12 protein-coding genes and 1 other annotated feature are annotated in these 13,379 nt (G+C 59.4%); of the genes, 4 read left to right on the top strand and 8 right to left on the bottom strand.

The genetic code is table 11. The annotated features are described in order from the left end of the window. Positions 1-117: 117 nt before the first annotated feature. The gene (gene tal / locus ACK3CV_RS03785; RefSeq protein ID WP_033637049.1) at positions 118-1,071 is read right to left on the bottom strand and encodes a transaldolase; all 954 of its coding nucleotides are present in this window, start codon (positions 1,069-1,071) and stop codon (positions 118-120) included. A 383-nt stretch (positions 1,072-1,454) separates the two neighbouring features. Between tal and ACK3CV_RS03780 the strand changes: the two genes are divergently transcribed. Then, positions 1,455-2,891 carry an alanine/glycine:cation symporter family protein gene (locus ACK3CV_RS03780; protein WP_033637048.1) on the top strand — a complete coding sequence of 479 codons (1,437 nt, stop codon included), beginning with the start codon at positions 1,455-1,457 and terminating at the stop codon, positions 2,889-2,891. Positions 2,892-2,997: 106 nt separating this feature from the next. After that, positions 2,998-3,774, top strand: coding sequence for a peroxide stress protein YaaA (yaaA, locus tag ACK3CV_RS03775; RefSeq protein WP_033638662.1), 777 nt, complete (start codon positions 2,998-3,000; stop codon positions 3,772-3,774). 46 nt (positions 3,775-3,820) lie between these two features. On the opposite strand, the gene thrC is transcribed toward yaaA, so the two are convergent. From thrC to ACK3CV_RS03750, 5 genes are all read right to left on the bottom strand, one after another. Then, positions 3,821-5,110, bottom strand: coding sequence for a threonine synthase (thrC, locus tag ACK3CV_RS03770; RefSeq protein WP_033649143.1), 1,290 nt, complete (start codon positions 5,108-5,110; stop codon positions 3,821-3,823). A 3-nt stretch (positions 5,111-5,113) separates the two neighbouring features. Further along, on the bottom strand, positions 5,114-6,043 hold the full coding sequence (gene thrB / locus ACK3CV_RS03765; RefSeq protein ID WP_049213070.1) for a homoserine kinase: 930 nt from the start codon (positions 6,041-6,043) through the stop codon (positions 5,114-5,116). A gap of 1 nt (position 6,044) precedes the next feature. Further along, positions 6,045-8,504, bottom strand: coding sequence for a bifunctional aspartate kinase/homoserine dehydrogenase I (gene thrA / locus ACK3CV_RS03760; RefSeq protein WP_049234034.1), 2,460 nt, complete (start codon positions 8,502-8,504; stop codon positions 6,045-6,047). Between the two features lie 24 nt (positions 8,505-8,528). Next, positions 8,529-8,646, bottom strand: a sequence feature (Thr leader region). After that, positions 8,585-8,653: a thr operon leader peptide gene (gene thrL, locus ACK3CV_RS03755; RefSeq protein ID WP_086581142.1), complete on the bottom strand. Its 69-nt coding sequence runs from the start codon at positions 8,651-8,653 to the stop codon at positions 8,585-8,587. It overlaps the preceding feature by 62 nt. 212 nt (positions 8,654-8,865) lie before the next feature. Next, positions 8,866-9,552, bottom strand: a complete 687-nt coding sequence (locus tag ACK3CV_RS03750; protein ID WP_049234033.1) for a tRNA/rRNA methyltransferase — start codon at positions 9,550-9,552, stop codon at positions 8,866-8,868. 629 nt (positions 9,553-10,181) lie between these two features. On the opposite strand from ACK3CV_RS03750, the gene arcA reads away from it, so the two are divergent. Further along, complete coding sequence (gene arcA / locus ACK3CV_RS03745) at positions 10,182-10,898, top strand: two-component system response regulator ArcA (protein WP_004933003.1); 717 nt, start codon at positions 10,182-10,184, stop codon at positions 10,896-10,898. Between the two features lie 51 nt (positions 10,899-10,949). Here arcA and creA read toward each other — a convergent pair whose 3' ends face one another. Beyond that, positions 10,950-11,429 (bottom strand): protein CreA, encoded by a 480-nt coding sequence (gene creA, locus ACK3CV_RS03740; protein WP_033637043.1) that lies wholly within the window; start codon positions 11,427-11,429, stop codon positions 10,950-10,952. A gap of 342 nt (positions 11,430-11,771) precedes the next feature. Between creA and robA the strand changes: the two genes are divergently transcribed. Beyond that, positions 11,772-12,641: an MDR efflux pump AcrAB transcriptional activator RobA gene (robA, locus tag ACK3CV_RS03735; protein WP_033637041.1), complete on the top strand. Its 870-nt coding sequence runs from the start codon at positions 11,772-11,774 to the stop codon at positions 12,639-12,641. Here the strand turns inward: robA and gpmB are convergent. Continuing rightward, positions 12,638-13,285, bottom strand: a complete 648-nt coding sequence (gene gpmB, locus ACK3CV_RS03730) for a 2,3-diphosphoglycerate-dependent phosphoglycerate mutase GpmB (protein WP_025305227.1) — start codon at positions 13,283-13,285, stop codon at positions 12,638-12,640. The genes robA and gpmB overlap by 4 nt on opposite strands. Positions 13,286-13,379: the final 94 nt, after the last annotated feature.

Genomic DNA, 13,379 nt, shown 5'->3' with positions numbered 1-13,379 from the left:
GGTTCGTCCCCGTTCTGTTGTCATTGCCGAGAGTATAAGGGCTTCCCCCGCCGGCGGGTGCGTCGGGCATAAAAAAAGGTGGCCTGAGCCACCTTTTTACTGCGGGATCTGCCGGAATTACAGCAGGTCGGCGATCATTTTTTCCAGTTTGCCCTGGTCTACGGCGAACTTGCGGATGCCGTCGGTCAGTTTCTCAACCGCCATCGGATCCTGGTTGTGCTGCCAGTAGAACTCAGGTTCGGTCAGTGCGGCAGGACGCGCCTTCACTTCACCGGTGTAAGACAGTTTGCGCTCCAGCGCGCCTTCGCTCTCCGCCAGCTCTTTCAGCAGCGCAGGGGCGATGGTCAGACGGTCGCAGCCGGCCAGTTCGATGATTTCGCCGACGTTACGGAAGCTGGCGCCCATCACCACGGTGTTGTAACCGTGCTGTTTGTAGTACTGGTAAATCTCGGTCACGGAGATCACGCCCGGATCTTCATGCGGGGCGAACTCTTTCTTGTCGCCGTTGGCTTTGTACCAGTCGAGGATACGGCCGACGAACGGCGAGATCAGGTAAACGCCGGCTTCGGCACAGGCGCGAGCCTGAGCGAAGGAGAACAGCAGCGTCAGGTTACAGTTGATGCCTTCTTTCTCCAGCTGCTCCGCCGCGCGGATACCCTGCCAGGTCGAGGCCAGTTTGATCAGAATGCGATCGTTGCTAATGCCGGCTTCGTTGTACAGCTTGATCAGGCGCTTGGCCTTGGCCACGCTGGCATCGGTGTCGTAAGACAGACGTGCATCCACTTCGGTGGAGATGCGGCCCGGAACCAGTTTGAGGATTTCCAGACCGATGTTGACCGCCAGCTTGTCGGCGGCGTCGGCGATCTGCTGCTCGCGATCGCTGCTCTGGCCGCGCGCCCAGGCGATGGCTTCGTCAATCAGTTTACGGTATTCAGGAATTTGGGCTGCATTGAGGATCAGCGAAGGGTTGGTTGTGGCGTCCTGCGGTTGATACAGCTTCATTGCCGCGATATCACCCGTATCTGCAACCACCGTGGTCAGCTGGCGCAGGGAAGTTAATTTGTCGGTCATGTTGGCATTATCTCATCGTTTGTGCATGAACTTTTGGCATTGTTCAACCATGCCCTGCCCTGATAATAACATGCGCCAAGCCCGGTGCAAGGCTGGAAAACCGCGGCGCGCAGGCATCTGTTTTATCCTTGGGCGAGCAACCGTTTACGCCGATATCTTTCGCCATTACCGAGCGTATGGAAAGGCAATAACGTGCTATTGTCCGAATAAATTATGTTAAATTCGAAAAAATTGATGCAATTCGTCCGCTAATCTGCGAAAAATCTTAATCGACTGACGCCGGACAGATTCCAGCTAAGCTCTTGTAAAAAATAGGCCAATGTTTTTCACCTGCGGTGGATGCTGCAAGGTGCGCATTAAATTTCGATAAAAGGAGGGATCCCTTGACGGACCTGATGAATTTTATAAACAACATTTTGTGGGGGTCGGTGCTGATTTATCTGCTGCTCGGCACCGGCATCTACTTCACGTTGCGCACCCGCTTTATCCAGCTCCGCCACTTCAGCCACATGTTCTCGGTGTTGAAAAACAGCAATAAAAGCGACAGCGCCGGCATCTCCTCTTTCCAGGCGCTGTGCACCACGCTGGCGGCGCGCGTCGGCACCGGCAACCTGACCGGCGTCGCCATCGCCCTGACCGCCGGCGGCCCCGGCGCCATCTTCTGGATGTGGGTGGTGGCGTTTATCGGCATGGCCACCTCCTTTGTGGAAAGCTCGCTGGCGCAGCTCTACAAAACCAAAGACGATAACGGCAACTACCGCGGCGGCCCGGCCTACTACATGGAAAAGGGCCTCGGCATGCGCTGGATGGGCGTGCTGTTCTCGATCTTCCTGATCATCGCGTTCGGCCTGGTGTTCAACGCCGTGCAAGCCAACTCCATCGCGCAGGCCTCCGCCGTCGCCTTCCATTTGCAGCCGCTGCACGTCGGCATCGGCCTGGTGCTGCTGAGCGGCGTGGTGATCTTCGGCGGCATCCGCTCCATCGCCAAAGTGGCCGAGCTGGTGGTGCCGCTGATGGCCGGCGCCTACCTGTTGCTGGCCCTCTGGGTGATTGGCCATAACATCGAACACATGCCGGCGATCCTGACGCTGATCTTCAAAAGCGCCTTCGGCCTGCAGGAAGCCGCGGCCGGCGCCGTCGGTTACGGCATCTCCCAGGCGATGACCCAGGGCGTGCAGCGCGGCCTGTTCTCCAACGAAGCCGGCATGGGCTCGGCGCCCAACGCGGCGGCGTCCGCTTCACCTTATCCGCCGCATCCGGCCTCACAGGGCTATGTGCAAATGCTCGGGGTGTTTATCGATACCATCGTCATCTGCAGCGCCACCGCGGCGATCATCCTCTCCTCCGGCATTCTCGATCAGCCGACCGACAGCATCAGCGGCATCGATCTGACCCAGCGCGCGCTGTCGACCGCCGTCGGCAGCTGGGGGGCGCCGTTCGTCGCCATCGCCATTTTCTTCTTCGCCTTCACCTCGATCATCGCCAACTATGCCTATGCCGAGAGCAACCTGGTGTTCCTCGAGCACAACCATCCGGGCGGCCTGCTGATTTTCCGCTGCGTGGCGTTGGGCATGGTGATGTTCGGCGCGCTGGCGGAGCTGCCGCTGGTGTGGAAAATGGCGGATACCTCCATGGCGCTGATGGCCATCACCAACCTGACGGCCATCCTGTTGCTGTCGCGGGTGGCGCTTAAGCTGGCCGACGACTACCATCGCCAACGCCGTCTGGGCAAGCTGCCGACCTTTGACGCCAACCGTTATCCGGAGCTGAAGTCGCAGCTGGAGCCGGGCGTGTGGGACGACCAAAAGCCGCCGCGCTGAGTTTTCCGGGGCGCGTGCGATGCGCGCCCCTGCCTATTGGACCGATTGCCCCTTTTTCCCGCGCTTTTTGCTACAGTATCCGCACTTGGATAAACAGGATCTGGCCATGCTCGTTATTATTTCCCCTGCAAAAACTCTCGATTACGACAGCCCGCTGGCAACAGAACGCTTCACGCAGCCCGAAATGCTGGACAAGTCGAAACAGCTGATCAAAATTTGCCGCGAGCTGACGCCGGCGCAAATCGCCAGCCTGATGAGCATCAGCGACAAGCTGGCCGGGCTGAACGCCGCGCGCTTTAGCGAGTGGCAGCCGAAATTTACCCCGGACAACGCCCGTCAGGCGCTGCTGGCGTTCAAGGGCGACGTTTACACCGGCCTGCAGGCGCAGGATTTCAGCGAAGCCGATTTCGACTTCGCCCAGCAGCATCTGCGCATGCTGTCCGGCCTGTATGGCGTGCTGCGCCCGCTCGATCTGATGATGCCGTACCGGCTGGAGATGGGCATCAGGCTTGAAAACCCGAAAGGCAAAGACCTGTACAGCTTCTGGGGCGATAAAATCACCCAAAAACTCAACGAAGCGCTGGAGCAGCAGGGCGACGACGTGGTGGTCAACCTGGCGTCCGACGAGTATTTCAAGGCGGTGAAGCCGGCCAAACTGCACGGCGCGCTGATCAAACCGGTGTTCCTCGACGAGAAGAACGGCAAGTACAAGGTCATCAGCTTCTACGCCAAGAAAGCGCGCGGGTTGATGAGCCGCTTTATCATCAAGAACCGCCTGACGCGCAGCGAGCAGCTGGTGGACTTCAACCTGGAAGGCTACGCCTTCGACGAAGCCGCCTCGCAGGGCAATGAACTGGTGTTCAAACGCCCGGAGCAGGCATAAAAAAAGCCGTCGCAAGACGGCTTTTCGCATTCTAGCCTGCCGAACCTCAGGCCGGCAGCGCCATCAGGAACTTGCGCAGCTCGGCAAAGCCGGCCGGCAGCGTGTGCGACAGCAGCGGCAGATCGGCCCGCAGCGCCAGCGCTTTCGGCAACGGCAGCTCCTGGCCGAGGATCGCTTCCACGCTCTCTTTAAACTTGGCCGGATGCGCGGTGCCGAGGAACAGGCCGAACTCCCCTTCCTGCAGCCGATCGCGCAGCGCGCGATAGGCAATGGCCGCGTGCGGTTCGGAGATATAACCCAGCTCGGCCAGTTCACGCATCGTTTCCTTGGTGGTCTCATCGCTGACCGCCGCGTGGCCCAGCTCTTTCAGCTGCCAGACCTTACGACGGAACAGCTCTTCCACGCGCGGCCAGTTGTTCGGCTGGCTGACGTCCATGGCGTTGGACAGCGTCGCGACCGTGGCGTGCGGCTGCCACTGGCCACTGGTCAGGAAGCGCGGCACGGTGTCGTTGGCGTTGGTGGCGGCAATAAAGCGCTTCACCGGCAGGCCCAGCGACTTGGCCAGCAGCCCGGCGGTCAGATCGCCGAAGTTGCCGCTCGGCACCGAAATCACCAGCTGATTGCGCGCTTCCTGCGGCAGCTGCGCCACCGCTTCGAAGTAGTAGCAGATCTGCGCCAGCAAGCGGCTGATGTTGATCGAGTTGGCCGAGTTCAGGTGCAGCGCGTCCTTCAATTCCCGATCGTCGAACGCCTGCTTCACCAGCGCCTGGCAAGCATCGAAGTCGCCGTCGATCGCTACGGTGTGAATGTTGCCGCCCAGAGTACAGAACAGCTTCTCCTGCAGCGGACTGATTTTGCCCTGCGGATAGAGGATCACCACCCGGACGTTTTTCAGGCCGTAGAAGGCGTGCGCCACGGCAGCGCCGGTGTCGCCGGAGGTGGCGGTCAAAATGGTCACCGGCTGATCGCCGGCCACTTCCGCCAGCATCTGCGCCATAAAGCGGCCGCCGAAGTCTTTGAACGCCAGCGTCGGGCCGTGGAACAGCTCCAGGCAGGAGACGTCTTCGGTCACTTTCGCCACCGGCGCCGGGAACTCAAAAGCGGCCTGCACGCGTTTCTTCAGCGCCGCTTCCGGTACCTCTTCGCCGATAAAGGCCGACAGAATGCGGCTGCTGCGGGTGACAAAGTCCTGCTCCAGCAGCTGGTCTATCTCGGTCAGTTCGAACTCCGGCAGCTCCAGCGGGAAGAACAGCCCCTGCTGCTTGCCCAGGCCTTGTTTGATCGCCTGCGCGAAGCTGACCTGCTCGTTGTGATCCTTAAGGTTGTACAGTTTCATGCGTTATCCCAGTAGTCGAGCGCCTGCGGTATCCAGACGGCAAATATGAACAAAACCTTCGTCGTTTTGCAGATAGTGTTGTTGCAGCCAGGCGGCCATGCGCTGCGCGGTGGCGCCGTCGTTGCAGACGGCGAACAGCGTCGGGCCGGAACCGGAGATGCCGCAGGCCAGCGCGCCGATCTCCTGCGCCGCCTTGCGCGCTTCCGCGAAGCCCGGCAGCAGCCGGGTGCGGTACGGTTCGGCTATCACGTCCTGCATCAATTTGGCGGCCAGCTGCGGCTGACGGGTGTGGCAGGCATGGATAAAGCCGGCCAGATAGCGACCGTGGCTGATGCAATCCTGGCGACGGTATTGCGCGGGTAAAATGGCGCGCGCTTCGGCGGTGGAGACCTTGATGCCCGGATAGGCCATGACCCACAGCCAATCGTCGAAGCACGGCACCTCCTGGCTGATGATGCCTTCTTCTTCCAGCATCAGCTGCAGGCCGCCAAGGTAGCAAGGCGCCACGTTGTCGTAATGCACGCTGCCGGAAATGCGGCCTTCCAGCTCGCCCATCAGGCCGAGCAGCGTCGTCTCATCCAGCGGCCGATCGCAGAATTCGTTCATCGCCATCAGCCCGGCCACCACCGAACAGGCGCTGGAGCCCAGCCCCGATCCGATCGGCATGTTCTTTTCCAACCGCATCGCCACCGGCACTTCGCGGCCGATCTCCTGGCAGAAGCGCTCCCAGCATTGATAAACGATGTTCTCTTTCGGCTCGGCCGGCAGCTTGCTGACGAAGCGCCCGGCATTCTGCAAACTGAACGTCTCGGCGGCTTCTACGCTGACGCAGTCGCCCAGCAGCGTGCCGTCGATCGGCGAAACCGCCGCGCCCAGCACATCGAAACCGACGCTGACGTTACCGATCGAGGCCGGTGCATACACCTTAACCATATTAAACTCCCAACTTCCATGACAGTGTGCGCAGCAGATCGGCGAACACGCCCGCTGCGGTCACATCGTTACCGGCGCCGTAGCCGCGCAGCACCAGCGGCAGCGGCTGATAGTAGCGGCTGTAGAAGGCCAGCGCGTTCTCACCATTCTTCACTTTATACAACGGATCGTTGCCGTCCACCGCCTCGATGCGCACCTTGCAGCGGCCTTCGTCGATCAGGCCGACATAGCGCAGCACCTTGCCTTGCTCGGCGGCGTTGGCCACGTTGCGCGCGAACTCTTTATCCAGCTCCGGCAGGCGCGCCAGGAACTGATCCACGTCGCCCGACGCGTCGAAGGACGGCGGCAGCACCGACTCGACCTCGATATCGCTCAGCTCCAGCTTGTAACCGGCCTCGCGCGCCAGGATCAGCAGCTTGCGCGCCACGTCCATACCGGACAGATCGTCGCGCGGATCCGGCTCGGTGTAGCCGTTGGCCCGGGCCTGCAGGGTCGCCGCCGACAGCGACAGCCCTTCATCCAGCTTGCCGAAGATAAAGGACAGCGAGCCGGACAGGATGCCGGAGAAGCGCACTAGCTCATCGCCGGCGTTCAGCAGGTTTTGCAGGTTCTCAATCACCGGCAAACCGGCGCCGACGTTGGTGTCGTAGAGGAACTTGCGGTGCGAACCGGCGGCCGCCGCGCGCAGTTGCTGATAATAGTTCATCGACGAGGTGTTGGCCTTTTTGTTCGGCGTCACCACGTGGAAACCGTCCGCCAGGAAGTCCACATACTGATCGGCCACCGCCTGGCTGGAAGTGCAGTCGACGATCACCGGGTTCAGCAGGTGATACTCCTTCACCAGCCGGATCAGGCGGCCGAGATTGAACGGCTCCTGCGCGCCGGCCAGCTCGTCGCGCCAGCTGTCCAGCGCGATGCCGTGTACGTTGGTCAGCATCACGCGCGAGTTGGCGATGCCGCACACCCGCAGGTCGATATGCTTTTGCTTCAGCCACGGCTGCTGGCGGTAAATCTGTTCGATCAGCGCTCCGCCGACGCCGCCGACGCCGATGACGAACACTTCGATAACCTGATCGGTGTTGAACAGCATCTGGTGACTGACGCGCACGCCGGTGGTGGCGGATTCATTGCTGACCACCACCGAGATTGAACGCTCGGAAGAGCCCTGGGCGATGGCGACGATATTGATGTTGGCACGCGCCAGCGCGGAGAAGAAGCGCGCGGAGATGCCGCGCAGGGTGCGCATGCCGTCGCCGACTACCGAGATGATCGCCAGGCGTTCCATCACGTCCAGCGGATCCAGCACGCCGTCTTTCAACTCCAGATAGAACTCCTCCTCCAGCGCGCGGCGCGCGCGCAGCAGTTCGCCCTGCGGCACACAGAAGCTGATGCTGTATTCGGAAGAGGATTGGGTGATCAGCACCACCGAAATGCCGGCGCGCGACATCACGGCGAACACCCGCGCGGCCATGCCGACCATGCCTTTCATGCCCGGGCCGGAAACGTTGATCATCGCCATGTTGTTCAGGTTGGTGATGCCTTTCACCGGCATCGCGTCATCGGTGCTGTCTTTGCCGATCAGCGTGCCGGGGGCCTGCGGGTTGGAGGTGTTTTTAATCAGGCAAGGGATTTGGAATTGGGCAATCGGCGTGATGGTACGAGGGTGCAGCACTTTGGCGCCGAAGTAGGAGAGCTCCATCGCCTCCTGGTACGACATCGATTTCAGCAGCCTGGCGTCCGGTACGGTGCGCGGATCGCAGGTATACACGCCGTCGACGTCGGTCCAGATTTCGCAACAGTCGGCGCGCAGGCAGGCGGCCAGCACCGCGGCGGAATAGTCGGAGCCGTTGCGGCCCAGCACCACCAGTTCACCCTTGTCGTTACCGGCGGTGAAACCGGCCATCAGCACGATGTGGTCAGCCGGGATCGCCGCCGCGGCGATGCGCAGCGTGGACTCGGCGATGTCCACGGTGGACTCCAGGTAGTGGCCCTGCGCCAGCAGTTTCTCCACCGGATTGATCACCGTGACCGGGTAGCCTTTGGCGCGGAACACCCCTTCCATGATGGCGATGGAGAGCTTTTCGCCGCGGCAGATGATCGCCGCGTTTACGCTATCCGGGCACTGCCCCAGCAGCGAAACGCCGTGCAGCACCTGTTTGAGCTGCGCGAACTCCTGATCGACCACGCCTTTCAAGCGATCGTATTCAAAGCCCGGCAGCGCCTGCGCCAGGCCGCTCAGCAGATCGGCAAAGATCCGCTCGGCGTCGCTGATATTCGGCAGAATGTCCTGGCCCGCCACCGTTTTGTCGATCATCGCCACCAGATGGTTGGTGATCTTTGCAGGGGCGGACAAGACCGTGGCTACCTGTCCCTGACACGCATTACTCTCCATGATGTCGGCAACGCGCAGAAAACGTTCTGCATTCGCCACCGAGGTTCCGCCAAATTTCAGCACTCGCATGTGTGATCTCTCCGAATTTAAGCCGAAAAAAAAGCCCGCACTGATTAGGTGCGGGCTTTTTTCTGTGTTTCCTGTGCGCGTCAGCCCGCCCCGTTACCTGTGGTATCGGTGGTGGTAATAATTGTGGTTTTCAGGCTGATGTTGCGCATGTTGTCTGTCTGTCTCATGAAATACTCTGTCCCCTCTATTGGTTAAAGCAATCGCTATCCCAAGTCAAACGATTTCTTTTTTTTGCTTATTTTCCGTTCAGCGGCGGTAATGCGCGATGCAACAGGTGAAAAGCAAAACGACAGAACAAAAAAACAACTTAAAGCCGATTTACCAGTGGATCACGCTGGGTAACCGTCTGATGGAGCCGCTATCACTTGGCGAGTTTTTTTTCGATGTCGTGCAGCAGCGTATGCAACATCGCCGTATCGCGCTGTTGCAGCGCGCCGAGCCGCTGGTGCAGCCAGTCGCGCAATTTTTGATCATCGCCGACATCCAATGCGTTCAACAAGGCATCGGCGCGGTGGCGCAGCGCCTTGAGCTGCCCTTCCGACGCCGCCGTTTCCTGCGGCGTGCTGACGCCCATCAGGCTCGCCAGCTGGTAGCAGTAAACCATCACCGCCTGGCCCAGGTTAAGCGACGGATAGTCCGCCTGCATCGGCACGCCGGTCAGCAAATCCGCCAGCGCCAGCTCTTCGTTGGTCAGGCCGGAATCTTCGCGGCCGAACACCAGCGCGGCCTGGCCGACCCACTGCTTGCGCTCGCTCAGCTGTTCCAGCAGCTCGGGCGGCGTGCAGTAATAGTGAAAACGCGCGCGGCTGCGGGCGGTGGTGGCGACGGTGAAATCCACGTCCGCCAGCGCCAGTTCCAGCGTGGCGAACGTTTGCACGCCGTCGAGGATCTCGCCGGCTCCGTGCGCCACCCAGCGCGCCGCCGGCTGCAGGTGCGCCTCGCTGTCGACGATGCGCAACGACGTGAAGCCCATGGTTTTCATCGCGCGCGCCGCCGCGCCGACATTTTCCGGCCGCGCCGGAGCCACTAAAACAATATGAAGCTGCATCACTCTTCCACCGAAGGCAGGCCTGCGCTTTTGACGATGGCGCAGCGCCCGCTTATATTTACAATTGCGTAACAATAAACGCGTTAATAGCAACAAACAAGATTAAACGGCTCGTTGAGCTAATAAACCCGTCGTAATAGTCATTATTCGTGCTTATGTTTTACTGCATTTATTTATCAATAAGTTAAAACAAGGCGATGATCAATAAGCGAATAATTGTATCCTATCGGGCCGGATAATGCTGAATCGTTCACAGAATTTGAGGTTCTGTGACTTAAACTGGCATTTCTGTAAGTGTTTTTCACAAATCTGTTAACGTGCTACAATTGAATTTGATATATGTCAACAAAGCGTAGTTTTGTTGGGTGATGAATTCGGCACGCGCTGTTATATTGCTGTTAATGGGGTTAGGATATGCGCCAATTTGGCACCCCAGGGGTTGTAGGGAACAGCATCCCCACCAGGCTAGCGATCTTGTTGACATGAGATGGAAAGTGCATCAAGAACGAGTTTACGTACTTTAGTCATTTGCTGAGAGGGAACGTGGCGCTATCTCTGCCCTCCTCTAAGAAAACAAAGACTTCTGTACTTCCTATTTTCTATTTTGTTGGCAATTTTAGGTAGCAAATATGCAGACCCCGCACATTCTGATTGTCGAAGACGAGTTAGTCACTCGTAACACCCTGAAGAGCATTTTCGAGGCGGAAGGCTACATTGTTCATGAAGCCAATGATGGTGCAGAGATGCACAATATCCTGTCTGAAAATGATATCAATCTGGTCATCATGGACATCAACCTGCCAGGCAAAAACGGCCTGCTGTTGGCGCGCGAACTGCGTGAACAGGCCAGCGTCGCCTTGATGTTCCTGACCGGTCGCGATAACGAAGTGGACAAAATCCTCGGCCTGGAAATCGGCGCCGACGATTACATCACCAAGCCGTTCAACCCGCGTGAGCTGACCATCCGCGCGCGCAACCTGCTGTCGCGCACCATGAACCTGGGCAGCCTCGGCGAAGAGCGCCGCCTGGTCGAGAGCTACAAGTTCAACGGTTGGGAGCTGGACATCAACAGCCGCTCGCTGATCAGCCCGGCCGGCGAACAGTACAAGCTGCCGCGCAGCGAATTCCGCGCCATGCTGCACTTCTGCGAAAACCCGGGCAAGATCCAGTCCCGCGGCGAACTGCTGAAGAAAATGACCGGCCGCGAGCTGAAGCCGCATGACCGCACCGTGGACGTCACCATCCGTCGCATTCGCAAACACTTCGAATCGACGCCGGACACGCCGGAAATCATCGCCACCATTCACGGCGAAGGCTACCGCTTCTGCGGCGATCTGGAAGAGTAATTCCGGCCTGCCGTCATGAAAACGGGGTTCAGCATGCTGAACCCCGTTTTTTTATTTCGTCTCGGCCCACGGCATGATCGGCACCGCGCTCAGCGCGTTCTTCGGCGAACCGTCGATCACCTTGTCGGAGTAGCTCAGGTAAATCAGCGAATTGCGCTTGGCGTCGTAGAAGCGCACCACCTGCAGCTTCTTGAACACCAGCGAGGTGCGTTTCTGGAATACCACCTCACCTTCCGACTTGCCGTTTTTGATCTTGTCGCTCAGCTCGATAGGCCCCACCTGCTGGCAGGAAATGGCCGCGTCGGCGGTGTCTTCCGCCAGCCCCAGGCCGCCTTTGATGCCGCCGGTTTTGGCGCGGCTGATATAACAAGTTACATTTTTAACATCCGGATCGTCGAACGCTTCCACCACGATTTTGTGGTCCGGCCCCAACAATTTAAACACGGTATCAACGGAGCCCACCTGCTCCGCCTGCGCGCTGCCAACGGTTGCGCAAACCAAACCGAATAAAAATATCCAGCCTTTTTTCATTTACTTAACTCCGATATAACCTTGCCGCAAAAATAGGTTCGGCGATCGCCATTATTTATGTCTAAGCTCACGGAATCGGTTTGTTACGGGTCCGCACCGTCCGTTTTAGCACAGAGCGTGACAAAAATCTTTGAGAGTCGCGGAGTAAAAAAATTGCTATGATGCGGCGTCGTTATTTCTTTGCGCCCACTACGGTGTACCCCAATCCAACTCTGGCGCGGCAAGCGCAGCAGAGGCAAAGAGTGCAACGCATAATGGCTCATGGATCGGTCTGATAGCGCAGCACCAGCGTGACGAATCAACAGTTCGGGTTCCTACCCCCAAGCTTTACGAGGAAGATCTATGGATCAAGCCGGTATCATTCGTGATCTGCTTAGCTGGCTGGAAAGCCATTTGGACCAACCCTTGTCGCTGGATAACGTGGCGGCCAAGGCCGGCTACTCCAAATGGCACCTGCAACGGATGTTCAAAGATATTACCGGTAACGCCATCGGTGCTTACATCCGGGCAAGGAGGCTGTCCAAAGCCGCCGTCGCGCTGCGTTTGACCAGCCGGCCGATTTTGGATATCGCCCTGCAGTATCGCTTCGACTCGCAGCAGACCTTCACCCGCGCCTTCAAAAAACAGTTTGCGCAAACGCCGGCGCTGTACCGCCGCGCCGAGGACTGGAACGCATTCGGCATCTGCCCGCCGATCCGTCTGGGGGCTTTCACCCTGCCGCAGCCGGAATTCGTCTCGCTGCCGGACAAGCGCCTGGTCGGCCTGACCCAAAGCTACTCCTGTACGCTGGAACAGATCACCACCGTGCGCACCGAGCTGCGCTCGCAGTTCTGGCGCCAGTTCCTCGGTGACGTCGAAACCCTGCCGCCGGTGCTGTACGGGCTGCACCACTCGCGGCCGAGCCAGGAGAAGGACGACGAACAGGAAGTGCTGTACACCACGGCGCTGGAGCCGGATCAGGTGCCTGACAAGGCGCAGGAAGGCCAGCCGCTGGTGTTGCCGGGCGGTGAGTTTGCGATGTTCAGCTACGAAGGGCCCACTGAGGGCCTGCAAGACTTTATTCTGACGGTCTACGGCACCTGCCTGCCGGCGCTCCAGCTGACACGCCGCAAAGGGCACGACATCGAACGCTTCTACCCGAAAGGCGAGCGCCGTCCGCATCAGGCACCTATCGAGATCAAGTGCGATTACCTGATCCCGATTCGGCGTTAACGCTGCAGTTCGTCCAACGCGGGCATGTCCAGATGCGTGACATCGCCCGCCGTCTCCACGATCCAGCCGGAAGCCAGCCACGGGCTCTGCTGGTGATCGACGCGCGACAGTGAACAGTTGCGCAAGCGCAAACGGCGTTCCGCATAGGCCGGCAACCCCAGCACCGTACTGATCAAACACCCCAACGCGATGCCATGGCTGACGAGCAGCGGTTTGCTGCCTTCCGGCAGCATCAGGCAGCTCTCCAGCGCGGCGCGCATGCGCTCGCCCAGTTCCTCCATGGATTCGCCTTGAGGGATACGGCCGTCAGGAGTACCATCGACCATCTGTTTGCGCCACTGCTCTTCCTGCGGCGTCAAACTGTCGATCAGGCGTTCTTCCAGAACCCCCATGTGCAGCTCACGCAAACGCGGATCGCCAATCACTTCGCAGCCACAGGCTTCGGCGATGATCTGCGCGGTGCGGCGCGTGCGCCCCAGATCGCTGGTAATGATGTGCGTAATGCCTTCCTTGCTGACGCGCCTGGCGACCAGACGGGCCTGGTGTTCACCCATGGCGGTTAACGGGCTGTCGGACTGACCCTGGATGCGGCGAGCCGCGTTCCATTCCGTTTCGCCATGGCGAACGAGGTATACCTGTAACATTTTTGTTTTCCGTTATACTGCGTGAAATTTGCGTTTATCCCCGGCCCGGCGGCGCTTTTGCCGCTGCCCGGCGTATCGGCCAGAAGGATATCAA

The organism is Serratia sp. TSO36 (genome assembly GCF_057808395.1).
The sequence above is the reverse complement of the archived record's forward strand: the minus strand, read 5'-3'. Positions and strand labels throughout refer to the sequence as shown.